20 protein-coding genes are annotated in these 25,227 nt (G+C 65.2%); 15 read left to right on the top strand and 5 right to left on the bottom strand.

Annotated elements, in window-relative coordinates; genetic code table 11:
• The first annotated feature begins 275 nt into the window (after positions 1 to 275).
• The 9 genes from lpdA to ACOQFL_RS05940 all read left to right on the top strand — a co-directional run bounded on the left by lpdA (position 276) and on the right by ACOQFL_RS05940 (position 12,269).
• Positions 276 to 1,736, top strand: coding sequence for a dihydrolipoyl dehydrogenase (lpdA, locus tag ACOQFL_RS05980; protein ID WP_435543081.1), 1,461 nt, complete (start codon positions 276 to 278; stop codon positions 1,734 to 1,736).
• A gap of 149 nt (positions 1,737 to 1,885) precedes the next feature.
• On the top strand, positions 1,886 to 3,007 hold the full coding sequence (gene pdhA / locus ACOQFL_RS05975) for a pyruvate dehydrogenase (acetyl-transferring) E1 component subunit alpha (RefSeq protein ID WP_435543080.1): 1,122 nt from the start codon (positions 1,886 to 1,888) through the stop codon (positions 3,005 to 3,007).
• A gap of 140 nt (positions 3,008 to 3,147) precedes the next feature.
• Positions 3,148 to 4,140, top strand: a complete 993-nt coding sequence (locus tag ACOQFL_RS05970) for an alpha-ketoacid dehydrogenase subunit beta (protein WP_435543079.1) — start codon at positions 3,148 to 3,150, stop codon at positions 4,138 to 4,140.
• 124 nt (positions 4,141 to 4,264) lie between these two features.
• Positions 4,265 to 5,566, top strand: a complete 1,302-nt coding sequence (locus ACOQFL_RS05965; RefSeq protein WP_435543078.1) for a pyruvate dehydrogenase complex dihydrolipoamide acetyltransferase — start codon at positions 4,265 to 4,267, stop codon at positions 5,564 to 5,566.
• 169 nt (positions 5,567 to 5,735) lie between these two features.
• Positions 5,736 to 6,530: an EI24 domain-containing protein gene (locus ACOQFL_RS05960; protein ID WP_435543077.1), complete on the top strand. Its 795-nt coding sequence runs from the start codon at positions 5,736 to 5,738 to the stop codon at positions 6,528 to 6,530.
• Between the two features lie 44 nt (positions 6,531 to 6,574).
• Positions 6,575 to 7,279 (top strand): M50 family metallopeptidase, encoded by a 705-nt coding sequence (locus ACOQFL_RS05955; protein WP_435543076.1) that lies wholly within the window; start codon positions 6,575 to 6,577, stop codon positions 7,277 to 7,279.
• Positions 7,280 to 7,502: 223 nt separating this feature from the next.
• Positions 7,503 to 8,312, top strand: coding sequence for an SAM-dependent methyltransferase (locus ACOQFL_RS05950; protein WP_435543075.1), 810 nt, complete (start codon positions 7,503 to 7,505; stop codon positions 8,310 to 8,312).
• A 135-nt stretch (positions 8,313 to 8,447) separates the two neighbouring features.
• Positions 8,448 to 10,634 carry a putative bifunctional diguanylate cyclase/phosphodiesterase gene (locus ACOQFL_RS05945; protein ID WP_435543074.1) on the top strand — a complete coding sequence of 729 codons (2,187 nt, stop codon included), beginning with the start codon at positions 8,448 to 8,450 and terminating at the stop codon, positions 10,632 to 10,634.
• Between the two features lie 87 nt (positions 10,635 to 10,721).
• Positions 10,722 to 12,269 (top strand): glycosyltransferase family 39 protein, encoded by a 1,548-nt coding sequence (locus tag ACOQFL_RS05940; RefSeq protein ID WP_435543073.1) that lies wholly within the window; start codon positions 10,722 to 10,724, stop codon positions 12,267 to 12,269.
• Positions 12,270 to 12,369: 100 nt separating this feature from the next.
• On the opposite strand, the gene meaB is transcribed toward ACOQFL_RS05940, so the two are convergent.
• The 5 genes from meaB to ACOQFL_RS05915 all read right to left on the bottom strand — a co-directional run bounded on the left by meaB (position 12,370) and on the right by ACOQFL_RS05915 (position 19,720).
• Complete coding sequence (meaB, locus tag ACOQFL_RS05935; protein WP_435543072.1) at positions 12,370 to 13,356, bottom strand: methylmalonyl Co-A mutase-associated GTPase MeaB; 987 nt, start codon at positions 13,354 to 13,356, stop codon at positions 12,370 to 12,372.
• Positions 13,357 to 13,365: 9 nt separating this feature from the next.
• On the bottom strand, positions 13,366 to 15,597 hold the full coding sequence (scpA, locus tag ACOQFL_RS05930) for a methylmalonyl-CoA mutase (RefSeq protein WP_435543071.1): 2,232 nt from the start codon (positions 15,595 to 15,597) through the stop codon (positions 13,366 to 13,368).
• Entirely contained in the window at positions 15,594 to 17,516 is a 1,923-nt protein-coding gene (locus tag ACOQFL_RS05925) for a methylmalonyl-CoA mutase family protein (RefSeq protein WP_435543070.1), read from the bottom strand. The genes scpA and ACOQFL_RS05925 overlap by 4 nt, the downstream gene beginning before the upstream one ends.
• A gap of 96 nt (positions 17,517 to 17,612) precedes the next feature.
• Entirely contained in the window at positions 17,613 to 18,818 is a 1,206-nt protein-coding gene (locus tag ACOQFL_RS05920; protein WP_435543069.1) for a glycosyltransferase, read from the bottom strand.
• Between the two features lie 221 nt (positions 18,819 to 19,039).
• Positions 19,040 to 19,720 carry a lytic polysaccharide monooxygenase auxiliary activity family 9 protein gene (locus ACOQFL_RS05915; protein WP_435543068.1) on the bottom strand — a complete coding sequence of 227 codons (681 nt, stop codon included), beginning with the start codon at positions 19,718 to 19,720 and terminating at the stop codon, positions 19,040 to 19,042.
• Between the two features lie 549 nt (positions 19,721 to 20,269).
• Between ACOQFL_RS05915 and ACOQFL_RS05910 the strand changes: the two genes are divergently transcribed.
• The 6 genes from ACOQFL_RS05910 to upp all read left to right on the top strand — a co-directional run bounded on the left by ACOQFL_RS05910 (position 20,270) and on the right by upp (position 25,220).
• Positions 20,270 to 20,965: a response regulator transcription factor gene (locus tag ACOQFL_RS05910; protein WP_435543067.1), complete on the top strand. Its 696-nt coding sequence runs from the start codon at positions 20,270 to 20,272 to the stop codon at positions 20,963 to 20,965.
• Between the two features lie 351 nt (positions 20,966 to 21,316).
• Positions 21,317 to 21,916: an acyl carrier protein gene (locus tag ACOQFL_RS05905; protein WP_435543066.1), complete on the top strand. Its 600-nt coding sequence runs from the start codon at positions 21,317 to 21,319 to the stop codon at positions 21,914 to 21,916.
• Between the two features lie 981 nt (positions 21,917 to 22,897).
• The gene (locus ACOQFL_RS05900) at positions 22,898 to 23,188 is read left to right on the top strand and encodes an NADPH-dependent FMN reductase (protein WP_435543065.1); all 291 of its coding nucleotides are present in this window, start codon (positions 22,898 to 22,900) and stop codon (positions 23,186 to 23,188) included.
• A gap of 46 nt (positions 23,189 to 23,234) precedes the next feature.
• Positions 23,235 to 23,327 carry a hypothetical protein gene (locus ACOQFL_RS05895; protein WP_435543361.1) on the top strand — a complete coding sequence of 31 codons (93 nt, stop codon included), beginning with the start codon at positions 23,235 to 23,237 and terminating at the stop codon, positions 23,325 to 23,327.
• Positions 23,328 to 23,795: 468 nt separating this feature from the next.
• Positions 23,796 to 24,470, top strand: a complete 675-nt coding sequence (locus ACOQFL_RS05890; RefSeq protein ID WP_435543064.1) for a phosphoribosylanthranilate isomerase — start codon at positions 23,796 to 23,798, stop codon at positions 24,468 to 24,470.
• A gap of 66 nt (positions 24,471 to 24,536) precedes the next feature.
• Positions 24,537 to 25,220 (top strand): uracil phosphoribosyltransferase, encoded by a 684-nt coding sequence (upp, locus tag ACOQFL_RS05885; protein ID WP_435543063.1) that lies wholly within the window; start codon positions 24,537 to 24,539, stop codon positions 25,218 to 25,220.
• The last annotated feature ends 7 nt before the right edge of the window (positions 25,221 to 25,227 follow it).

The raw sequence follows: 25,227 nt of genomic DNA, 5'->3' as shown, positions 1-25,227 counted from the left end.
GATGTCGCGAACAAATTGCCGCGTTTTTTACAGCTTGTTCGGCATCGTTCGTTTTCTGTTCGTGACCTCGCTCGCACAACAGCCAAATTTTCACTTTGCGTATTCAATCGTGTTCCGAGTGTCACTGAATGGTGGGGCTGATGTGCGGGTTGCACAGTGACTGAGGGTCAACTCTGGGCGTAGCGGCATGGCGCCGTCGTGGTCCCGGTCACGACACTCGAGATGCGACAGTTCGAGGCTTCTCGGTGGGTGCACGAGCAAAGGAGCACAGCGAAGTGCAGGAATTCGACCTCCTGGTGGTGGGCGGCGGCCCCGGTGGCTACGTCGCGGCGATCCGTGCGGCGCAGCGCGGTCTGTCGGTCGGCCTGGTGGAGAAGGAGAAAGCGGGCGGTGTGTGCCTGAACTGGGGATGCATCCCGACGAAGGCGATGCTGCGCTCCGCCGAGGTCTACGAGACGGTGCTGCATTCCGCCGATTTCGGAGTGCACGCCGAGAACGTGACACTGGACTTCTCGGCGGTGGCACGTCGTAAGGACGGTGTCGTCAAGAACCTCACCGACGGGGTTGCCGGCCTGCTCAAGGCCAACGGCGTGACCGTCATCGACGGCCACGCGCGGTTCACCGACTCCCACACCGTGGATGTTCATCCGAACGGGGACTCCCCGCTCGGCGAAGGCGGCCCGCGTTACGCGGCCGAACCCGCGGGTGGTCAGGCCGTGGAACGCGTGAGCGGTCGCGACGTACTCATCGCGACCGGATCGGTGCCCGCGCGGTTGCCCGTTCCGGGAGCCGAGCTTCCAGGGGTGATCACCTCCGACGGTGCCTTCGGGCTCGAGGAGGTCCCCGAACGCATCGCCGTGGTCGGGGGCAGTGCCGTGGGTGCCGAGTGGGCGAGTATGTTCGCCACCTTCGGCAGCGAGGTCACCGTGGTGGAGATGGCTCCCAGCCTGGTTCCCATCGAGGACGCCGAGGTCGGCAAGGCGCTCGGCCGTTCCATGAAGAAGAGCGGGATACGGGTTCTCACCGAATCCACGGTCTCTTCCATCGAACAGGCCGACGGACAGCTGCGGGTGCACGTGGATGGTTCCGAGGCGCAACAGCTCGACGTCGACGTGGTCCTCATGGGAGTGGGACGCAAGCCCAACACCTCCTCGCTCGGGCTCGACACCGCCGGCGTCGCCACCGACGAACGTGGCTTCGTGACGGTCGACGACAAACTGCGTACCAACGTCGAGCACGTCTACGCGATCGGGGACGTCACCGGCAGGGCACTGCTGGCGCACGTCGCCTCGCACCAGGGCGTGGTAGCCGTCGACACCATCGCGGGGCACGAGGCCCACATCGACTACGGCGTCGTCCCGGCCGCCACGTTCACCCATCCGGAGATCGCCAGCGTTGGTCTCACCGAAGCGGGAGCGAAGGAGCGCGGCCACGACGTCGTCACGAGTCGTTTCCCGTTCGCGGCCCTGGGTAGGTCCAAGACCACCGGGGATGAGGAAGGGTTCATGAAGATCGTGGCGGGCAGCAAGCACGGCGAGATCCTCGGTGTGCATGTCATAGGCCCGTCCGCGAGTGATCTGATCACCGAGGGAACGCTGGCCATCAGTCTCGAAGCCACTCTCGACGAGCTCGCCGACACGATCCACGCTCACCCGACGCTGGGCGAGATCGGGATGGAATCCGCCATGTCGGCACTGGGGTTGCCACTGCACACCGCGCCGCCGCGGCGGCGCTGAACCGCGGCGCTCCCGGAAGCGGTCCCGTCCCGGACGGCTGGGACGGGACCTTCGATCAGGACATCGGCGTCCGACCGTCATCGCCGCGAACCGCGTTGTTCGGCCCGAAGCGGCGCCGCAACACACCCACTCGAAAAAGGGGATCTCTCATGGCGGAGACCGCTACCCGTAGCAAGTCGGCAACCTCCGGCTCGAAGGGCCGTCGGAGCGGAACTCGTTCCGGTGGTAATCGGGTGCAGCAGCGTCAGGAGAACACCGCGCTGGCATCCGAGTCACCGGAAACGCTGCGGGATTACTTCCGGCAGATGAGCCTCGTCCGGCGTTTCGAGGAACGCGCGGCGCAGGGCTACACCCAGGCCAAGATCGGTGGCTACTGTCACCTCAACCTGGGCGAGGAGGCCACTGTGGTCGGGCTGATGAGCGCGCTGCGCCGCTCCGACTACCTGTTCACCAACTACCGCGAACACGGTTACGCCATCGCCAAGGGGATCGAACCGGGCAAGGTGATGGCCGAGCTCTACGGTCGAACCACCGGCACCTCCAAGGGGCTGGGCGGCTCCATGCACATGTTCGACACCGAGGTCGGCCTGCTCGGTGGTTACGGAATCGTCGGTGGCCAGATCCCGTTGGCCACCGGAGCCGCGCTCGCCATCGACTACCGTGGTGGCGACGAGGTCGTGCTCTGCCAGATGGGTGACGGCACCACCAACATCGGCGCGTTCCACGAGTCGATGAACATCGCCGCGCTGTGGAACCTGCCCGTGGTGTTCGTAGTGGTCAACAACTACCTCGGGATGGGGACCACGGTGGACATGTCCTCCGCGGAGTCCGAGCTGTACAAGCGGGCTGTCGCCTACCGGATGCACGGGGAACGCGTCGACGGCAACGACGTGGTGGCCGTGCGGGAAGCCGCGGGGCGATTGGTCGAGCACGCCAGGCAAACCGGACAGCCCGCGATGTTGGAGGCGGTCAGCCACCGGATGAAGGGTCACTCGGTGGTCGACCCCGCCAAGTACCGCAGTTCCGAGGACACCGAGGCGGCGCGCGAGGCCGATCCGGTCGCCGCGTTCCGATCGCAGCTGATCTCGGCGGATGTGCTCGACGAGGACGGTGCCGCCGAGATCGAGCGCACCGTGCAGGCCGATGTCGACGCGGCCGTCGCCTTCGCCGATGACAGCCCGCACCCCGACCCGGCCACACTGTTCGACTACACCTACGCCACCCCGGTCGCCAACGATTCCCGGAGGTTGCCCGCCGATCCCGTCTTCTGACGGGAATCGTTCCCGACTCCCGCGGACGAACTCGCCGCCGACGAGCACCGCGGGAGTGATCCCTCGAATCACACCCCGCCACGAGGCGCCGGGGCCGCGCGTGCGGCCCCACGGCGCGACCATGTCCAGGAGATACACCGTTGGCCGTCATCACTTACCGGCAAGCGCTGCACGACACGCTGCGCGAGGAAATGCTCTCCGATGAGAACGTGTTTCTGATCGGAGAAGAGATCGGAGTCTTCGAGGGCTCCTACAAGATCACCGCGGGACTGCTCGAGGAATTCGGCGAGAAGCGGGTACGCGACACTCCGATCGCCGAGGAAGGTTTCGTCGGGGCCGCGGTGGGAGCCGCGATGCTGGGACTGCGTCCGGTCGTGGAGCTGATGACGATCAACTTCTCGCTGCTGGCGCTCGACCAGATCGTCAACCACGCCGCGAAGATCTACGGCATGTTCGGTGGCCAGTCCAACGCCCCGATGGTGCTGCGCACCCCCGGTGGTGGTGGGCAGCAGCTGGGCGCGACGCATTCGCAGAACATCGAGCTGTACTACGCGTTCGTGCCCGGACTGAAGGTTGTCGCACCGAGTACCCCGGCGGACGCCAGGGCCCTGCTGAAGGCTTCGCTGGCCGACAACGACCCGGTGCTGTTCCTGGAGAACCTCGCGCTCTACAACACCAAGGGCGAGGTTCCCGACGACCTGCCGCCTGCGGAGATCGGCAAGGCCGGTGTCACCCGCACCGGCAGCGACATCACCATCATCGGCTACTCGCGCATGGCCACAGTGGCAACTCAGGTCGCCGACCAGCTGGGTGAGGATGGGATCTCAGCCGAGGTGATCGACCTGCGCAGCCTGCGGCCGTTGGACCGGGAGACGCTGGTGGAATCCGTCCGCAAGACCGGATGCGCCGTGATCGCCGAGGATGACTGGTTGACCTACGGCATCGGTGCCGAGATCGCGGCCTCCATCTCCGACGGGGCTTTCGACTACCTCGACGCCCCGGTACGTCGTGTGGCCGCGGCCGAGGTTCCGCTGCCCTATGCCAAGCCCCTGGAGCGGGCGGCGTTGCCCTCCGCCGAGTCGCTCCACGCGGCGGTACGGCAGACGCTCGACGCCGTCGGACATCGTCGCTGACACATTCCGCAGCAAGGCGCAGGCTCACCGCGTCGGCCCGGTGGACCGGGCCGCCGGGCGGCGACCGCGTTCGGCTCGGATCGAGCCACGGGGTGAGCCGGACCACCAGGATCCGAGGAAGACCATGACCGAGATTCACATGCCGCGCCTGTCCGACACCATGGAGGAAGGCGTTATCTCCACCTGGCGCAAGCAGGTGGGTGACCAGATCAACCGCGGCGACGTCGTGGCAGATATCGAGACCGACAAGGCCGTCATGGAGATGGAGGCCTACGACGACGGGGTGCTGGAGAAGATCCTCATCGGTGCGGGCGAGACCGTTCCCATCGGTGTCCCCATCGGGATCATGGGCGACGGATCGGGCTCCGCCGCTGCCGCCGCTGCTTCCGGGGGCGACTCCGAGGGGACCGCCGGCGGTTCCGCGACCACGGGATCGAGCTCCGAGCCCGGTTCCCCCGAGAGTGCTTCTCCCGAGTCCGCCGTGGCACAACCCGCCGTGTCGACGGATTCCGATGCGGGTCCCCGCGAACGCCCGAAGGCCTCACCGCTCGCCCGAGCCGTTGCCAGGGAGAAGGGCGTCGACCTATCCACCGTGACCGGTACGGGCCCCGGTGGACGCATCATCCGGGTCGACATCGAGGCGGCGGCCGAGGCGAAGGCCGACACCGGGTCGTCCCAGCAGCCGACCTCGGTATCCCATCGGGACGAGAGCTCGGAGCCCCAACAGCAGAACCAGGATCTCGAAGAGATCCCGTTGAGCAATATCCGCAAGGTCACGGCTCGGCGGCTGACCGAGAGCAAGCAGCAGGCACCGCACTTCTATCTGACCAGTGCCGTGGACGTCACGGACCTGATCTCGTTCCGCTCCGACCTCAACGAACGGCTGCAGGCCTCCGGTGGTCCGAAGGTCAGCGTGAACGACCTGGTGGTCAAGGCCTGTGCCACCGCCCTGCGCGCGAATCCCTCGGTCAATGTCTCGTTCCGGGACGAGAAGCTGTTCCAGCACAAGCGGGTTCATCTCGGGGTGGCGGTGGCTCTGGAATCGGGCCTGGTCGTACCGGTCATTCCCGACGCCGACCGCAAGAGCGTCTCCGAGATCGCGGCTGAGGGCAAGGAGAAGGCCGAGCGCGCCAGGGAGGGCAAGCTCAAGCCCGACGAGATGTCCGGAAGTACCTTCAGCGTGTCCAACCTGGGCATGTTCGGTATCGAGGAGTTCTCGGCGGTCATCAACCCGCCCGAGGCGGCCATCCTCGCCGTGGGCGCGACCCGCGAGGAGGTGCAGGTCCACGACGGGGAGTTCGTGGTGCGCAAGATGATGCGCATGACCCTGTCCGCCGATCACCGTGCGGTCGACGGAGCCGTGGGAGCCGTGTTCATGCAACAGCTCACCTCGCTGCTGCAGGATCCCATCCGGATCATCGCCTGATACCACGGTTGTCCGCCGATCGTCACGGTCGGCGGACAACCCGCTCGCGGGTACCGCCGGAGGTGAGCGGCGAGCCTCGTGACTGCGCCGAGTAACCGCCGACACGGCCGAACGGGTGGTCTCTCATAGGATCGCGGGGACAATGCCGCCCACAGCTAGGCTCATCCTGATGAACCACATGTCCGCCGGGGCCCGTGATCTCGGAACCGGATTCGCCAGCATCGTGCGTTCGCCGCGGATGTTGTTGCTGGGCGGAGTGCCCGCGCTGCTGAGCAGTCTGCTGCTGCTGGCCGGGATCGTCGTGCTCGCCTTCTCCAGTGGTGACCTCGCGGACTGGTTGACACCCTTCGCCGACGGCTGGTCGGAATGGTGGCGTCGCTCGTTCCGGGGAGTGCTGGCACTCGCGTTGCTCGCCGGAGCGGTGCTGCTCGGTTCGGTGTCGTTCATAGCACTGACCCTGTTGATCGGGGGGCCGTTCTACGACCACCTCGCCGAGCGCACCGAACGGGAACGAGGCCTCGGCGGTGGTGAGAACACCGGTTGGTTACGACTGCTGGTGCGGGGACTGGCCGACGCGTTACGACTGGTGCTCATCGGCGTGGTCGGCACCCTCCTCCTGTTCCCGCTCGGTTTCGTGCCGGTGCTGGGGCAGACGGTGGTGCCGGTGCTCGGTGTGCTCTTCGGCGGCTGGCTGATCGCGCTCGAACTGACCGGGCCGGTGTTCCAGCGGCTCGGCATGACGCTCGGCCCCCGGCATCGGATACTGTGGCGTCATCGACGCACGGTGCTCGGTTTCGCGGTGCCTGCGTATCTGCTCTGCCTGATACCGGTGGCGCAGCTCGTGGTGATTCCCTCTGCCGTGATCGGAGGCACCCTGCTGGCGCATCGGGTGCTGGGTACCCGGTGGCCGGACGAGTCAACGGCGGACGGAAACCGAACCAACGGTACGGGGACGGTCCAATGACGTTGGCACCGTAGATGACTCCCCCCGTCTCAAGAGGATCCACTGTGGAAGACGTCGTTCGGTTGCTGCCCGACTTCTCCGGGACACTGCCCGCCTCGGTGGTCGCGCTGCTTGCCCTGGTGCTGGTCACCTATCGGGCGAGTTGGACAGTGCTGCGCAACGTGATCACCATCGCTCACGAAGGTGGTCACGCGGTCGTGGCGCTGCTCAGCGGGCGCAGGCTCAACGGCATCAGGCTGCACTCGGACACGTCGGGCCTGACCGTCTCCACCGGGCCGGCTCACGGTCCGGGGATGGTCCTTACGCTGTTCGCGGGCTATCCGGCGGTCTCGCTGCTGGGGCTGGTGGCGGCGTGGTTGGTTTCGGCGGACCGGGTGTCGTTGCTGCTCCGCGCCGCTGTGGTGGCGCTGGCGTTGCTGCTCGTCGCGTTGCGCAATCTCTACGGTGTGCTCTCGGTGCTGTTGACCGGCACCGCGTTGTTCGCGGTTTCCTGGTGGGCCACCTCTGGTGTGCAACTGCTGTTCGCGCAGTTGCTGGGGTGGTTCCTGCTGTTGGGAGGTATCCGCCCGCTTTTCGAGTTGTCCGGCAAGCGTCGCAGGGGAGGGGCGGGCAACTCCGATGCGGATCAGCTGGCGCGCCTGACGGCGGCGCCCGCGGTGCTCTGGTTGTCGCTGTGGTTGTTGATCGCTTTCGGAACGCTGGTGCTGGGAGCGAACTGGCTGTTGGCGGATCTGGTTCCGTTCCGGTGATCTTCCCGCTTCCGGTGGTCGAGTGGGGCCCGATCGGGCGAGTATTGTCCCCGTGGCGATGTTCCGCTCGTAACGAGAGGACCGTCCCTGCTCCGCGACGCCGGTGAGCGGGCCGGCCGACGGTGGAGACCCTCGGCTCTCCCGACGTGTCGGTGCGAGGTTCGCGGTGTCCGGAGCGCCCACTAATCTCGGGTGTACGCGAACGAACCGGCAAGGGGGCTCGTTGACGGAACAGACGGATTGGTTGCCGCGTGATCTGGACGAGGAGGTTCCCAGCGCGGCGCGGATATACGACTATTTGCTGGGCGGTGCCCACAATTTCGCCGCCGACCGCAGACTGGGCGAGAAGTTCCTGACCGCGTTACCGAGCGCCCGACACGTCGCCCGTCTCAACCGTGCTTTCCTGCGCCGTGCGGTGCTGACTCTCGAAGATGCCGGTATCAGGCAGTTCATCGATATCGGATCGGGCATTCCCACCGTAGGGAACGTGCACGAGATCGCGCGGGACGTCGACGAGAACTCCAGGGTCGTCTACGTGGACAACGAGCCCCTCGCGGTCGCCCACAGCGAGTTGTTGCTGCGCGACGACCCGAACGCGACGATGCTGCAGGCGGACCTCCTCGATCCGGAAGGCGTATTCGGGCATCCGCGAACCACGAGCCTGCTGGATCTGTCCCGGCCCATCGGGTTGCTGATGGTCGGTGTGCTGCACTTCGCCACTCCCGAGAACGATCCGGCCGACATCGTGCGTCGTTACCGCGAAACGCTGCCCTCGGGCAGCTATCTGGCGCTCTCGCATTTCACCGACGATGTCAGGCCCGAGGACATGTTCGAGGTCGCCGAGGTGATGCGGCAGAGCGCCGATCCGATCCACCCGCGGTCTCACGCCGAGATCACCGAACTCTTCGAGGGTTTCGAACTGCTCGACCCCGGAGTGGTGGGTACGGCGCTGTGGCGTCCGGATGACGAGGGCCTGCACGCCGAGACTCCCGGCTCGGCGCAGATCTACGCCGGAGTTGGCTACAAAGCGTGATTTTTGTGGGTTTCGTCGTGTAATTGTTCTTTCCGAGGAGGGAGGCATGTTGCCCAACCGGACTGCCGAGATACATACCGTTGCGATAATCTGCTTTCTCTCGGAAGTAAATACCCTGAACGTGGGATTGATGAGATGAGCCACGCGAGTTCGGACAGGGAGCTCCCGATCGACGATGGGGCAGGCCAGGACGAAAGGGTGGCCACCTGGGAAAGTGGACGATGGTGCGCCGAGCTGGCCACCCAGTGGGCCCGGTGGCTGAGCCACACCGCCTACATACCGATGGCTCTCGGTTCGCTGGAATCCGAACTCCACGCACTGATCGAGCTGATTCTCGAAGGACTTCGGCAGCCGGAACGGCTCGAGACGACCGGCCACTCGGTGGGAAACCGGTTGGTCACGCTGCACGCGACCGGGGAGGACAGCCTCACCCGCAGTCTGGAACTTCTGTGCCGCACCCTGTTGCCCGACCCCTCGAACGAATCCGCGCGGCGGGTGCTGACCCTGCTTGCCTCCGTCGCCTCCGGCTACGCCGATGCCGATCGGGGTAGCGCTCTCGAACAGCAGGAAACCCTCAAGCGCGCCCTGTTGTGGTCCAAACTGGACACCGAGCGCAAGCTGCGCGTCAGCGAGGACCGTTTCCGGGAGGTCTTCGACACCACTCCGATCGGTATGGGCCTGTGTGACCTCGACGGTACGTTCCGGGAGGTCAATCCGGCGCTGGAACGAACTCTCGGTTACAGCGCACCGGAACTGGTCTCCACCGCCGTCACCGAACTGTTCGACCCCACGGAAGCGGAGATCGTCTCGACCAATTACGCCGAGCTGCTGCGGGGCAGGCGTGACGGGCTGCGTGAACGCCGCAATCTGGTGCGATCCGACGGCACGAAGGCTTGGACCTATATCGCCGTCTCGGTGCTACGCGACGCCGACGGCGAGGCTTACCGGATCGTGCTGATGGTCGAGGACCTGCGCGAACTCAACGACCTGCAGGAACAGCTCTACTTCCAGACACTGCACGACCCGATCACCGGTTTGGCGAACCGCCAGCACTTCCGGACGAGGCTGGAAGGGGCCCTCAGCTCCTTCGCACCCGACGAGCGACTCACGCTCTACCAGCTACGGCTCGACGGTTTCGGGCTCATCAACAACGGACTCGGTTACGAGGTCGGCGACAGCATCGTGCAGTCGGTCGCCAACCGGCTCTCCGGACTCGTCCGCGACGAGGACGGGCTGGTCGCCCGGATCGGTGGAACCGAGTTCGCCGTGCTGCTCCGGCAGGGTCCCCGTACTCCGGGAATCGCGGAGTTCGCCGAGCTGATCAACACCGAACTGGACGAGCCGATCTACATCGACGGCAACGGCTTGGCGCCCACGGCCAGTATCGGTGTCGTACAGCGTTCGGTCGGTGCTGCCGAGCCCACCGACATGTTGTGGGCAGCGGAAGTGGCGCTGCGCAGCGCGGAGAAGGCCGGAAAACGACAGTGGGCCGTGTTCGATCCACACCGGGCCCCCGTCGAACTGACCGAGGCCAAACTGGCCGCCGTCATGCCCGGTGCTCTGGAACTCGGAGAGTTCGAGGTCGGTTACCGGCCACTGGTTTCGCTGACCGACGGAGAGCTCGTGGCAGTCGAGGCACGGTTGGCATGGCAGCCACAGGACCACGAACGGTTGGAGCACGACGCGTGTCTCCGCCTGGCCGAACGTTCCGGTATCACCCTCGCCCTGCGCGACTGGGCGCTGCGCACCGCTTGGCGACAGCTGTCCGAGTGGCACGCGGCCGGATTCGATCACCAGCTCGTGGTGGGACTCAGCCCCAACCAGTCCCGCGATCCTGATCTGGTGTCCCGTGTTCGGCGCGTCCTCGAGGAGGAATCGCCGGATCCGAGTCGACTGCTGCTGTGCATGTCGATGACGGCGCTGATGGGAACCGGCGGGGAAGCCGCTGACAACGTCGCGACCCTGGCGGAGATGGGGGTTCGTACGGCGGCCCACGAGTTCCGCGCCGCTCCCGCCGAACTGCGTTTCCTGCGGAAATTCCCCACCCATACCGTGCTGCTGGCACCCGATCTCGTCCGACTCGTCGAGGAGGACGAGACCTTCGAGTCCCCGGAACTCAGGGCGCTCGGCGGTATGATCCCACTGGTGCGTTCCTGCGGTATTCACTTGGCGGTGCCGGAAGTGCGTACCGGACACCAGGCCCGGTTGTGGCGGGAGCAGGGCTGTGACATCGGATCCGGCCCCTTCTATTCCGAGGCGCTGTCGGCGTCGGAGATGACGGAGTTGCTGCGGGCACGTGCTCCCGCGCAGGACGCCTCGTAGTCGAGCTCCCCGCTCGGAGCGGATGCGAACGTCGGGCATCCTGGCTCCGGCCGGGTACACGGTTTCTCGGTACGGAGGAGGCAAGTCGTGGAGATCACCGCGCGGGAGGCGGGGAGCGGTCCGTTCCCCGCCCGGCGTCCGTTCGCGCTCGTTCCGGTCGCGGCCGTCACCACGGTGGCCGTGGCGGTGATGTTCGCCTTCGCCGGGCGGTACGGCTACTTCGGGGACGAACTGTACTTCGTGATCGCCGGTGCGAATCCGGCGTGGGGATACGCCGATCAGCAGCCGATCGTTCCGTTGCTCGCCGTGGCTATGGAGAAGTTGTTCCCCGGGTCGCTGATCGCGCTGCGCACCCCTTCGATCCTCGCCTTCGGGTTGGGGGCCGTAGTGGCCGCGCTCGTGGCCCGCGAACTGGGAGGTGACCGTCGTGCGCAGGCGTTCACCGCGATGGCCTTCGTGCTCGCCTTCGCGTCGATGTACCGCAATCTCAACACCATAGGTCTCGACATCCTGGGCTGGACCCTGCTGACGCTGCTGCTCCTGCGTTGGGCACGCACCCACCAGGCGGGTGAGGACGACGATCGGTTGCTGCTGCTGTCCGGTGTGGTGGTGGCCCTGAGCGCGCAGGTCAAGATCCACATCGCCGTGTTCGTGGTGGTTACCCTGCTGACGCTGATCGTCCTCGGTCCTCGTGCGATCTTTCGGCGTCCATTGTTGTGGGTGGGTGCGCTGATCGCGGCAGTAGTGACCGTTCCGACCGTGGTGTGGCAGTTCACGCACGGCTGGCCACAGCTGGCCGTGGCACGCTCCTCCTCGGCCGAGATGACCTCGGTCGGAGGGCGGTTGTTCAGTTTCGTCGGCATGCTCGCCCTGTTGGGGCTGGTGTTCGGTCTGGTGCTCGGCGGGTACGGCCTGTGGCGCCTGCTGCGCGCCACGGAGACGCGTCCCTACCGGTTCCTGGGATGGAGCGCGGTCGGGGTGGTCGTGGTGTTCCTGGCGGTGGGTGGCAAACCGTACTACGTGGCGGGGGTGTTCCCGTTGCTGTGGGCGGCGGGAGCGCTGGGGTTCCAGCGTCGCCGCGAAATCCTCGCGGGGGAGAACCGGCGTGGGTCGGGGTGGCTGGCCTGGCCCGCAGTGGCCGTGTCGGTGGTGATTACCGCGCAGTCGTTGCCCCTCGCCTCGGTGGAGTCGTTCGCCGAGCGAGACACCGCTCCGGTCGACTTCCGGGGCAGCGAGATCGGATGGCCCGAGCTGGCCGCCGATGTGGGCGGTATCTACCACGAACTTCCTCGGCGGCAACGTGAGCACACCGTGGTGCTCGGTTCGCACTACTGGACCGCCTCGGCGGTGGAGTTCCACGGGAGGCGAGCCGACCTGCCCGATGCCTACAGCGGTTCGCGGGGATTCTGGTTCTTCGGGCATCCCCCTGCCGGAACCACCACCGTGATCCACATCGGTGAGATCGCGCCCGGAGTGCGCGATCGTTTCGAGCGGGTTCGCCGGGTCGGCACAGTGGACAACGGTCTGGGGGTCGACAACGTGGTGCGGGGACAGCCGATCTACCTCGCCGACGTCACCGGTGTCGACTGGCAGCGGGTGTGGCCCGAGTTCAGGGACATGACCCTGTCGCTGTGAACGTGGCTTCCCCCGGCGTACATTTCGCGAGAAATTGACGTGGCGGTACGCCCACCAGGAAGAAACCGGAGCCGTTCCCGCGCCGTTCAGCGGAGTGCCCTCACCGTTCCCGGAAGGCCCGCAGGATCCGCTCGGCGGCCATCCCGGCGGTCATCTCGCCGTCGCGCACTCGTGATTCGATCTCCTCGCGGGTCCGTTTCACCCCGGAATCCGCGAGGAGTTCGCTCATCAGCTGGTCCCGCACCAGCTCCCAGGTCCACTCCCACCGCTGCTCGCTGCGTTTCTCCGCCAGTTCACCGGCCTCGGAAAGCGCGGCGTGGTGCTCCAGCACCTGCTGCCAGAGCTTGTCCAGCCCCGTACCGTTGAGTCCGCTACAGGTGGTGATCCGCGGATTCCACGAGTTGTTCGGCGGAGTCAGCAGCCGAAGTGCCCCACGCAACTCGCGGGCGGACTGGCGAGCTTCGTCCTCGTGCGGTCCGTCGGCCTTGTTCACGGCCACGATGTCGGCCAACTCCAGCACACCACGCTTGATGCCCTGCAGTTGATCACCGGTTCGCGCGATGGTCAGCAGCAGAAAGCAGTCCACCATCCCCGCCACGGTCACCTCGGACTGTCCGACCCCGACGGTCTCCACCAGAACCACGTCGAAGCCGGCGGCCTCCATGAGCACGATGGTCTCCCTGGTGGCCCTGGCGACACCCCCGAGCGTTCCGGCACTGGGGGAGGGACGCACGAAGGCGGCCGGATCGGAGGCCAGCGCCCCCATCCTGGTCTTGTCGCCCAGGATGCTCCCGCCGCTGCGGTTGGAGGAGGGGTCCACTGCCAATACCGCCACCCGGTGTCCCTCGCCGGTGAGTTTGGTGCCCAGCGACTCGATGAAGGTGGACTTTCCGACGCCCGGCACGCCGGTGACACCGATACGACGCGCGCCTCCCGAGTGGGGCAGCAACTCGGTAAGCAGTCGTTGGGCCTTGTCCCGATGATCGGGGCGGGTCGACTCGACCAGGGTGATCGCCCGCGCCAGCGTGGTGCGGGAGCCTGCCAGTACGCCCTCGGCGAGTTCGTCCACATCGATGGTTCGCGGCATTGTCCGCTCTCACTCGTCGTGGCCGAGCTCGACGCGCAGCTGGCGCAACAGCCGCTCCGCCGCCTCGGCGATCACGGTGCCCGGCCCGAACACGGCGGAGGCCCCCGCCTCGTGCAGCGCCTCGTGATCGGCGGGCGGGATGACCCCGCCGACCACGATCATGATGTCCGCACGATCCAACGCGTCCAGCTCGGCGCGCAGCGCGGGAACCAGTGTCAGGTGCCCAGCGGCCAGCGAGGAAACCCCGACGAGGTGCACGTCGGATTCGGCGGCCTGCTGGGCGACCTCGGCCGGGGTCTGGAACAGCGGGCCGACGTCGACGTCGAACCCCAGGTCGGCGAAGGCGGTGGCGATTACCTTCTGTCCCCGGTCGTGCCCGTCCTGGCCCATCTTCGCGACCAGGATGCGGGGCCTGCGACCCTCCGCCTCCGCGAACTCCGAAACGGTGGTCCCGACTTGCTCGATCGCACTGTCGTGGCCTGCCTCCTCGCTGTACACCCCGGAGATGGTACGGATCTGCCCGGAGTGGCGACCGAACGCGGCTTCGAGAGCGTCCGAGATCTCGCCCACCGTGGCGTGGGCGCGCGCGGCGTCCACGGCCAGCGTGAGCAGGTTGTGCTCCAGGTCCTCGGGCCGCTCACCGTCCACGGTGGCCTGCGCGACGGCGGTGAGCCTGCGCAGCGCGTCGGAGCACACCTGTTCGTCGCGCTCCTCGCGGAGCCTGCGCAGCTTGTCGAGCTGTTCGGCACGAACCGCGCTGTTGTCGACCTTGCGTACCTCGGGGCCGCCGTCCTGCTCGGTGCCGTCGGGTTGGTACAGGTTGACACCGATCAGTGGTTGGCGCCCGGAATCGATTCGCGCTTGAGTACGTGCCGCGGCTTCCTCGATACGCATCTTGGGGATGCCCGCCTCGATAGCGGCGGCCATCCCACCGGCCTGCTCGATCTCGTCGAGGTGCACCTGGGCACGCTCCGCGAGATCTCGTGTGAGGCTCTCTACGTAGTGGCTGCCGCCCCAGGGGTCGATGGTGCGGGTGGTGCCGGACTCCTGCTGCAGCACGAGCTGGGTGTTGCGCGCGATGCGGGCCGAGAAGTCGGTGGGCAGCGCCAGTGCCTCGTCCAGGGCGTTGGTGTGCAGCGACTGGGTGTGTCCCTGGGTGGCGGCCATGGCCTCCACGCAGGTGCGGGCCACGTTGTTGAACGCGTCCTGCGCGGTCAGCGACCAGCCGGAGGTCTGCGAATGGGTGCGTAGCGACAGCGACTTGGAGTCGTTCGGTTCGAACCGCGACACCAGCTGTGCCCACAGCAGCCTGGCGGCACGCAGCTTGGCCACCTCCATGCCGAAGTGCATCCCGATTCCCCAGAAGAACGACAACCTGGGCGCGAAGGAGTCGATGTCCAGTCCGGCGTCCCTCCCCGCCCTGATGTAGTCGAGCCCGTCGGCCAGGGTGTAGGCCAGCTCCAGGTCGGCGGTGGCACCGGCCTCCTGGATGTGGTAGCCGGAAATGGAGATCGAGTTGAACTTCGGCATCCGAGCCGAGGTGTAGGCGAAGATGTCGGAGATGATCCGCATCGACGGTCGTGGTGGGTAGATGTAGGTGTTGCGGACCATGAACTCCTTGAGGATGTCGTTCTGGATGGTCCCCGCCAGTTTCTCCGGCGGCACCCCCTGCTCCTCGGCCGCGACGATGAACAGCGCCAGCACCGGAAGCACCGCGCCGTTCATGGTCATGGACACGCTCATGTTGTCCAGCGGTATACCGTCGAACAACTGCCGCATGTCCAGGATCGAGTCGATGGCCACTCCCGCCATCCCCACGTCGCCGGCCACGCGCGGGTGATCCGAGTCGTAACCGCGGTGCGTGGCGAGGTCGAACGCCACCGACAGGCCTTTCTGCCCCGCGGCGAGGTTGCGTCGGTAGAACGCGTTGGACTCGGCGGCGGTGGAGAACCCGGCGTACTGCCGGACCGTCCACGGTTTGTTGACGTACATCGTGGAGTACGGACCGCGCAGGTACGGCGCGATTCCCGGGTAGCCGTGCGGAAAACGCAACCCCGAGGTGTCCTCCTCGGTGTAGAGCGGCTTGATGTCGATGCCTTCCGGGGCGTGCCAGCTCAGCGACTCCGCGTCCCGGTCGGTGCGCTCCCGTAGCTGCCGGTGCCATCCCGGCGTGTCGGCCTCGACCGGTGGATCGTCCAGCTCGACCTCGGCGAAATCCGGAATCCTGCCGTGGCTGCTCATGGTGTCGCCTTCGCTACGGCCGGGGTCGACACACCCCAGCGCTGGTGGATGTCGTTCAGTACTGTCGGTGCGTCGCCGCCCGCGTGCACGAATCCGTCCACGCTCGCCGCGGCCGAACCGCGGGACTTGCCCGCGAGTAGTATCAGCTCCGCGCCCGCCGCTCGGAGTGCCAGCGCGGTCTCCTCGGCACGTTCCTCGTAGAGCCGGTCCGTCGAGCACAGGCACACCAACGGTGTTCCGGCCCGCTCGAACGCGGCTACCACCGCTGCCGAGTCCTCGGTCTCACCCGCCTCGGTCGTTTCCACACCGCCTGCCGCGAGCAGGTTCCGCACGAAGGACGCACGTGCGGTGTAGGAAGCCAGCGGCCCCAGCGTCGCCAGGAACACCAGTGGTCGCCCCCTCGGCTGTTCGGCCGCTCGATCGGCCTCGTCCCGCAGCCGTTCGTACTCCTCGGCGTAGCGATGCCGGGGCAACCCGCCGTGCTCCGGTTCCGCCGGACGGGGCTCGCGCACGAGCGGCCGTTCGTGCGGATCGGGGAACTCGCTGACTCCGGTTATCGGTTCGGTCCGGCAGGCGACGGCCCGTTCACGTTCCCGCCACGTCTCGGCCAGGCGGTCGGTGACCAGACCGGAGTCCAGCGCGGCGGTCAACCCGCCCTCGGCCTCGATACGCCGGAACCAGCTCCAGCCCGCCCCGGCGATTTCGTCGGTCAACGACTCCACGTAGTACGAACCACCGGCCGGGTCGATCACCTGTCCCAGGTGTGCCTCGTGCAGCAGCAGTGTCTGAACGTTGCGGGCCATCCGGCGGGAGAACGCATCCGGTAGTCCGAGCGCGGCGTCGAACGGCTGGACCGTGATCGCCTCCGCGCCGCCCGCTGCCGCGGCGAACGCGGCGATGGTCGAACGCAGCATGTTTACCCAGGGGTCGCGCCTGGTAAGCATGGCCGAGGAAGTCACGGCGTGCTGGTGCTGCCCCCGGGAGCGAGGGGTGACTCCGCAGGCCCGCAGCACCCGCTCCCACATCCGCCGCGCCGCGCGAAGCTTGGCCATGGTGCTGAACTGGTCCACCGTCGCGGCGAACCGGAACTCCAACAGACCGGCCGCGGTGTCGAGATCCAACTCGGTTTCGGACAGCGAGCGCAGGTACTCCACTCCCGCGGCCACGGCGCAGCCCAGTTCCTCGGCGTCCGAACCACCCGCGTCGTGATAGGGGAGCCCGTCCACACTGATCGCTCTCATACCGGGGCAGGTGTGCGCCCAGCGCCGTGCCAGCTCGACCGCGGGGGCCACCTCGTACTCCCGTCCGGTTCGCGCGCGCAGCCCCAGGGGGTCGGCACCGAAATTGCCGCGCAGCGACTCGTACGGCACGTTCGATCGTTCGGCCGACCGGAGCAGCTCCTCCGCCGCCGCCTCGTAGTGCTCGCCCGCGCGCAACACCACACCGGCCATGTCCAACCGCACTCCGTGTAGCACGTCGCCGAGGTCGTCCACCGCGATGCCGCCCGGCCCGAGCCGCAACCACACCGAGCGTGCTCCGCCCACCAGATCGGCGAGGATCTCTCGGTTGGTGGTGTCGACGTCGGGGTCGTCGTGGTACTGGCGTACGTCCCACCCGTTCTCGACGCCACCCGCGGTCAGACTGTTCCTGGTGAAGGGTGCGGAGCCGGGGACACCGGTTCGCGAATGCCCCGTGCGGGCGGTGTAGAGCGGGTGAACGTCGAAACCGTCGTGCAGGCGGGTGTCCAGCAGCTCCTCCGGCGCCTCAGGAACGGGCGCCTCCTGCTTCAACAGGCCGGATCTGCGCAGCACCTGTTCGACCTGTTCCTGCCACTGGCGGTGTGTGGGCAGTTCGAAGCCCGCCATCAGGTCCCGCCGGTCTCCGTGTTCGCTCGTCGCTGAGCGTTCCGACGCCGTCATGGGAGCCGATGGTATTCCGGTGGTCCACTGATCGAGACATACGCGAGGTGTGATGCGTGTCCCAAAATTGTTAGTAGGCGTTAACCGGGCACGTGGTCATCGCCCGCCCAGTTTCTCCAACTCGGTGACCATTTCGGCGAACGGTGGCAGCGCGAGGAACTCCCGCGCGATCGACCTGGCACGGTGTCGGTGGGCGGAGTCGGCGAGTACGGTTCCCACCGTCGTGCGCAGCGAATCGTGCGAGACGTCCTCCAGGTCGAGCCGTTTCCCCGCGCCGAGCCGCTCCACCCGGTCGGCGTTGGCGGGTTGTTCGGCGAAGGTCGGCAGTACGACCATCGGTACTCCGCTGCCGAGTGCTTCCCGGACACCGCTGAACCCGCCGTGGGTGATGAACGCGTCGCAGGTTGGCAGCAACAGCTGTTGCTGGACGAAGGAGGTCAGGTACACGTTGTCCGGACGCGCCCCCTGCCAGTCCTCCGGGGCGACTCCCCGGCCCAGCGCGACCACCCCGGTCACCCGCAGATCACCGAGGACCTCCACGATCGTGGCCAACAACCCCCTGGGGCCGGCGTCGTGCAGCGCCGCCGCGTTGGAGCCCAACGTGGCCAGCACCAGCGGCCGATCGTCCGGTAGCTCCGCGATCGCGGGATCGAGTCGCTGCTCCGCAGCGCGCGGTGCCCGGTAGTAAGTCGCCGAGTCCAGCCGCAGGTGTTCCGGGTAGAAACTCTCGGGCACGATGCCGAGCCTGCGATGCCGAAACGGATGCAGCGGATCGGAGACTGCGGGCATGCCGAGCCGCTCGCGCTGCTCGTTGATCCTTGCCAGCAAGTCCTCATGACCGTGCGGCCCCAGTGGGCCGGTGTCCAGCGCCGCATGCGGGATGTCGAGGTATTCGGCGGCGTAGTAGCCGGGGTAGTCGGCCGCCTCGCGTACCAGTAGGTCCGGTCCGAACGAACGCAGCGACTCGATCGATTCCTCGGCGGTGTCACCCGCGACCGCTCCGGCGAAGAGGCGTGCGAAGTAGTCGGGCTCGGCACGGATCGTGTGGCGCCCGAGTCCCGCCATCACGGAGGGGTCGAGGCCGAGACGTTCGACGGTCTCCGGCCGTTGGAAGATCTCCCGCGGCCCCATCGCGTTCGGAAGTACGAGTGGGGTCACCCCGTAGGCGCGTACCTCGTCGGAGAGCTCCGGTGAGGTCAACACCCCGACCTCGTGCCCGGCCTCGGCCGCGAGTCCCGCCAGTGGCAACAGGGCGGGTACGAGGTGGGAGTAGACCGGTTGACTGCTGAACGCGATGCGCACGCTTGCTCCTGAAGCTGCCGGTGAGGAGTTGTCGGTCACCGACATTATGAATCACCGTGGCCGAACCCGTGCTGTCGCGGTGAGAGCGTGGCTCCTGGAGACGGCGGCTCGGTGAAGCGGGTGGCCCGTTGCGACGTCCGGGGGCGGGAACGCGTCGATGCCCGGGAACTCGTCCCCGGGCATCGAGTGTGCGACGAACCGGACCCTTGACATCCGCCCCGTCAGTTTCCGTTGAACTTCACGTCGCTGCAGAAGTAGTAGGACTGATCCATGTGCGAGGCTTGCCAGACCGTGTAGACGATGTGGCGACCGGTGCGGTCACCCGCGTCGATGTTGTCGATCGTCGTGGTCGTCGCGGGCGGACGTGAGCCGGTCTCGTTGACCAGTTCGAGGTTGTCCCATCCGAGCCGCTGAGTCGTGGGATCGAAGCCCTGCTTGGTGATGTAGACCTTGTAGTAGTCCGCGCCGTGCTGGGCCTGGTCGGTGACGGTCACCGAGAACTGGTTGTCCTTGGTGACGGTCTTCCATGGGCCCGGCTCGTCGAGCGCGGCGTAGCGGTCCCTGCCGGCACTGCACAGCTGACCGTCCGGAATGGCGGACTCGTGGTTGCCGTTGACGCCGTTGACGTACAGACCGTTCCAGTTCCACATCGCGTTCGGGTTGGCCTGCCACGCCTGCCAGCACATCGGGTCCTCTTCTTCCATCGCGGGGGACTGGAAGTTGTCGGCCCACCGGTCCCAGCAGCCGTAGTTGCGGGAGGGTGGGTTGGTCGCGGACCCGTGGGCGCTGGCCTCCTGCGGCTGGCCCATCTGCATTCCGGCGAACATCGCGGTGACGGCGGCGGAAAGGGCCACCACCCGCGTCAGGACGCCGGTGCGTCGACGAACGGAACGCTTGGACATTTCGTCTCCTAGAGAGAGGAACACGGTGCATGGGAGCGCTCCCAAAAAGACTCTAGCGAGCCTGAAGGAAGTTGTGAACCCTCTCACAGTAGGGTTTTCCTTTCCCGGCCTTCAGGAGGAATGAACCTTCGGTGGCGAGGTTCGGGCGCCCATTGCCCCGCGGATGACCAAGGGGACGTCTTTGTCGAAGAGGCGGCTCCGCGCGCTGCAACGCTCGCAGCCGCAAGGGGCAGGCCGAAGCGAAACCACACTCTTGTGCTTGTCTGCACAGGGCACCCCGGGCTTCTGTCGGCGAGGTTGTCCCGGGTGCCGACTCAACGGACTTCGCGCGATCTAGTTGTGCTGCTCTGACCAGCAAGGTCAACGAGATAGCTGATCTGTTCGGGGTAATGAGTACCTCCGGATTCACTAAAAACCGGTTAGTCGGCTTTTGTGTTTACAAACCGCATAAGTGGTTTGTATATTGAGGACGTTCTGGCATGCGGGGCTCGAGCATGCAGAGTCCTCGTGGCGCTGAGGGAGTCAGGGCAACGAAACTGGGAGCTGACGATGCATCTGCTTGTAGTGGAGGATGAGAAGGACGCAGCTGTAGCCTTGACCAACGGTCTTCGCCGACACGGTCACGCGGCTGTGGCGGTCAACACGGGCAACCACGCGTTGGATGCCTACCATGATGTGGATCTCGTGTTGCTCGACCTGGACTTACAGGACATGGACGGACTCGAGGTATGCCGCAATATCCGAATGGCCTGCGACGTTCCGATCATCGCGTTTACCGAGCGCAGTACCGAGTTGGACAAAATCATGGTACTGCAGGCGGGTTCGGACGACTGCCTGGACAAACCGTACGGGCTCCGGGAGCTGATGGCCCGCATCGATGCTGTCATGCGACGAGTGCGTTCGCGGCCGGGCAAGCCTTCCGTGGTCAGCGGTCCGCTGGAGATCAATGTTGTCACTCGGGAAGTGCGACTCAACAAAGAGCTTATCGAGCTGACCCGAAAGGAGTTCGACCTGTTGTACTATCTGGCCAGTCGGCCCAGTGCCGTCATCTCGCGGCGGCAGCTGATGGCCGAGATATGGGGTGACCCGATTGGCGAATCGGCGGGGACGAGGATCAGTCGCACCATCGACACGCACGTGAGTACCCTCCGAGCCAAACTGGGATCCAATGATTGGATCCGCACCGTGCGCGGAGTTGGCTTCCGCTTCGATACGAAACAAACTTCACAACGCGAAGTGGTGTGAGTAATTTGGGGAAGACGGTGTCGCATTAGCACTGCCGCGTCGGGACCGGGCGGGCGAATGTTCCAGCTGCCGTAGTTATTGGCGATATCATGGGGGTAGATGCTCAATTGGATTCGTCCCGTGTCGCGGTCGAAGCGATACCAGACGTCCGGATCCGTTCGGTATCAGTGTCGACGTTGTATTGAGAGTCCTAATCCGCGCGAAGTGGTCCACGTGCCGGCAATGGCGACGACTACCACTCTTCGATTCGTCGTGTTTGTATTTTGATTGTGCCGAACACGTGGATCCGGGGTAGACATGTGAAATATTTTGGAGTTGCCTTTGTGAAGATTTGGCAATATATTTGTTGAATTGATCGACACTTGGGGGTATGAATTAAATGATATCATCGATTCTGTTTTTCTGCTATTTTCCTGCTTGTGTCGACCTCTGTTCGTTCGTCGTATCCGACAGTCTTCGTCCGTACTGCTGTTCATCATCTTGGTCGGTGTTCTAGGCGCTCCGCCACGGGCACCGGATCCGATCCGTTCGGGGAAACACGACAAGAAAGGACTCGACACGATGGCCTTATCAGCCTCACACGTTCACGACGCTCTTGAACTCGATCTGGAGACGCTGCGCACCCTCAGTATCGACGAGCGTATCGACAGCATCGAGGATTTCCTCTGTCATGAGTTGGTTCGGGCCCTGGACATGCCCCCCGATTATCGTTGCGACCCTCGTAGACCGTTGCATGCCCAGGGGGTGGGTTCCATGACCGCACTGCGACTGAAAAAGCTACTCGAGTCGGTTCTGGGTATCGAGATCGAAACCGTAAAGATCCTGTGCGCACAGAGTTTGGCCGAGCTGGCAGCGCTGTGCGCGTTGCGGATCGAGGACCCCACACTCTCCGGCAAGGGCTGTCTTCCAGACGGTGAGTCGATCCCACCGTTTTTCGGTGTCCAGCGATGAGCGGCCCTAGACTGAGGGACGGTCAGCTGGATCTGTGGTTATTTCGACAGCCGTGGACCGAACAGTCCGAAGCTCGGTCGAATCTCGCCGAACTCGACGAGTACGAACGGGAGCGGGCCGCACCGTTCTATCGGACGTATGACCGGCTGTTGCACTTGGCAGCTCATATCGGCCTGCGCCGCCCTCTGGGGGCCTATCCGGAGGTCGCGCCTCGAGGAGGTGCGCTTCACCAGGGAAACCTCTCCGGATCGCGGTGTACCCCATGGGCGTCCGGTTGTCGTCGGCGTTCCGGTGCGCTATTCGTTGTCACATACCAGTGGCCTCGCACTCTTCAAAGTGCCAACGGAGCCGGTCGGAGTGGACGTGGAGATGGTGCCGTCCCTGGAGAGCGGGGATTTGTGCACTTCCGCGTCGCACCCTGCCGAACAAGCGGAGTTGGAGGCCCTGACGGAACCGCAGCGCCGATTGCCGTTCGGGCGTGTGTGGACGCGTTAGGGGCATATCTCAAAGGGATCGGTACTGGAATCGGCCGTGATCCGCCAGCCGAGTACCTCGGTGAGAACACCGATGACACGGTGTCCGCCGGGTTGAGAGGATGGACCGTGCGCAACTTTGACTGCGGTTCCAAACACGTCAATCACGTTGCCGCGGCCGCGGTGGGGGATCGGACGACATGGCCCACCACCATTCGCCGGCTGCCCGCCGACCGTCTGTAATCCGAATATACGAGCGACTTCGTCGTCGCTGGTGCTCGTCTCGGACCGGAGCTCAAATGACGCCTGGAGAGTGGTGGTTGTCGGTCTGAGGCACTACCCCGCGAACACCGCGGTGTGGTCACCGGTCGATTGAATTGCCGAATACAATTCTTTGTCAAACTTGTTGTTGTGGGGTTCGGTTGGTGGGCATACTTGAACTTGTCCTCGTGAACTGTGTCTTTCGGAACATGCTGGCGGACACTTCTCATCCCTTCAGGAGATTTCCATGTCGGGTGGCACCATCAATCTCGCTGTCATAATCGGTAGCGTACGAAAAGGCCGTTTCGGTCCGACCGTCGCAAACTGGTTCTTCGACCAGGCCCAACGCCACGGGAGTGTGCTTCCCGAACTTGTCGAGCTTGCGGACTACCCCTTGCCATTGACCATGCCCGCTTCGGACAACTTGGACGAGACGACGGAAGGCTGCGGCAGCGGCTGCAGGCCAAAATCGCTGCCGCTGATGCCTACGCGGTCGTTACCCCTGCGTACAGCCACACCACTTCCCCGGGCCGAGTAACGCCGTCGATTGGTTCCTCGACGAGTGGAAGGCAAAGCCGGTCGGACTGATCTCAAACGGGGGTGGGGATGCGGTCTGCGCGACCGAATACTTGCGGCAGATTTATGCCTGGGTTCATGCGATGACGGTTCGGGAGTGATCAGATTTCACAACCAGTGAGACGAATTCGGGAAAGGAGATGTATCTTCGGGTACGGAGGGCAGTGCGGGAGCGGCCAAGGTGCTGCTTGATCAACTCGTGTGGTGAGGAAAGGCGCTGATCCAGGTCCGGACCGATATTTCCTGTATGGCTTGAATGTGGGATGTACCGTGTTGGGCGACATACGGCAGGAGGCTCGTGTCCCCCGAAGGCGATGATGCCGTAGGTCGCCGTTTTCCGAGGGTTTTCAGGTATTTCCTGCTTGGTCGCCCCGAAGTTGATTTGAAAACCGACTTGCAGAGATTTGACAAAATTTCCCGCGCTGATAGTTAACACCGATCTTTTGGTGTGCGACACTGTTGTCGGTTTCGCGCTTTCGTGTCGCAGGGCGGAATTCGGGGATTAAGGTTATTGCGAAGTTTCAGGTAAAACTCGTCTTTTTGTGGAGCACGTTTTGGAGGGGTTGAAGATGAATCAACTGGTCCAGGTTGCCGGGATTATCGATGGCGACGAGGCGGAGCTGCTGTGTGCTGAGGGGGTCGATTGGTTGGGGTTCCCACTGCGGCTGCCCTCGGGTACGGACGACATCTCCGAGGAAGGCGCTAAGAAGATCATTTCCGCTCTCGGTCCCCCGCATGCCGGGGTACTGATCAGCTATCTGACCGACGCGGAGGAAGTCGGCGAGTTCTGCACCCAGCTGGGAGTGACCGCCGTGCAGCTGCACGGCGATGTGGCCGACGACCAGTTGCGCAAGCTGAAATCCGCTCGCCCGGATCTGTACGTCCTCAAGAGCTTGGTGGTGCGCGAGGACAACGCCGAGGAGCTGTTGGCGCTGGTGGACGCGGTGGCGGACTCGGTGGACATGTTCATCACCGATACCTACAACCCGGCCACCGGGGGGAAGGGCGCGACCGGATTGACGCACGATTGGGAGGTCAGTGCCGAACTGGTTCGCCGTTCCCCGAAGCCACTGATGATGGCCGGCGGACTGAATCCGGACAACGTGGCCGAGGCGATTCGGCAGGTGCGGCCTGCCGCGGTGGACGCTCACACCGGCCTGGAAGGACCGGACGGTCGTAAGGATGTGGCCAAGGTCCGCAAGTTCGTGTCCGAATCCCGCCTCGCTTTCGCTCAACTCGGCTGACACCGGAAGCGGCCGGTCGGCCATGTGATCGTTCGTGCTCACATTACCCACCAGGAGTGTCACATCATGACGAGCATCGACAATGTCCATCCGCTGCCACAGACCAATCAGCTGCGGGCGATGCACACTGTCATCCGCGACAAGCACGCCTCCCGAGCCGACTTCGTCTTTTACTCGCGCAGAATAATCCGCCTCCTGTTGGAGGCGAGTATGGATTTACTGCCCTTCGACAAACACGAGGTCACCACCTCCGTTGGCGAGACCTACCACGGATTGAAGTTCAGTTCGAAACTCTGTGCGGTGCCGGTGATCCGGGCCGGAGAGAGCATGGAAGCCGAACTGCGGGAGATACACCCGAGCATCCGCATCGGCAAGATCCTCGTCCAACGGGACAAGGAGACCAAGCTTGCGCACCTGTATTACTCTCACCTCCCGGACGACATCGCCGAGCGGCAAGTGCTGCTGCTGGAACCGATGCTGGCCACGGGCGGTTCGGCACTCGCGACGATCGAAGTTCTGCTTGACGCCGGCGTGCCGGAGGAAAACATCGTTTTCGTCAACTTCCTCGCTTCCCCGTCCGGTATCGACACCGTCTGCCGGGCTCACCCGAAGCTGAAGATCGTCACTTCCTCGATCGAGGAGCGCCTGAACGGGAATTCCTTCATGATTCCCGGAATCGGTGACTTCGGGGATCGTTATTTCGGGACCACCGACTCGGGGGAGCGGGAAGGCGCTCGGGCAGGACGTTGAGAGAGCG

It is taken from the genome of Actinopolyspora sabaoui (assembly GCF_051225635.1).
Taxonomy (GTDB): domain Bacteria; phylum Actinomycetota; class Actinomycetes; order Mycobacteriales; family Pseudonocardiaceae; genus Actinopolyspora.
Note: the sequence above shows the minus strand (reverse complement) of the source record. Positions and strands in the feature narration are given on the sequence as shown.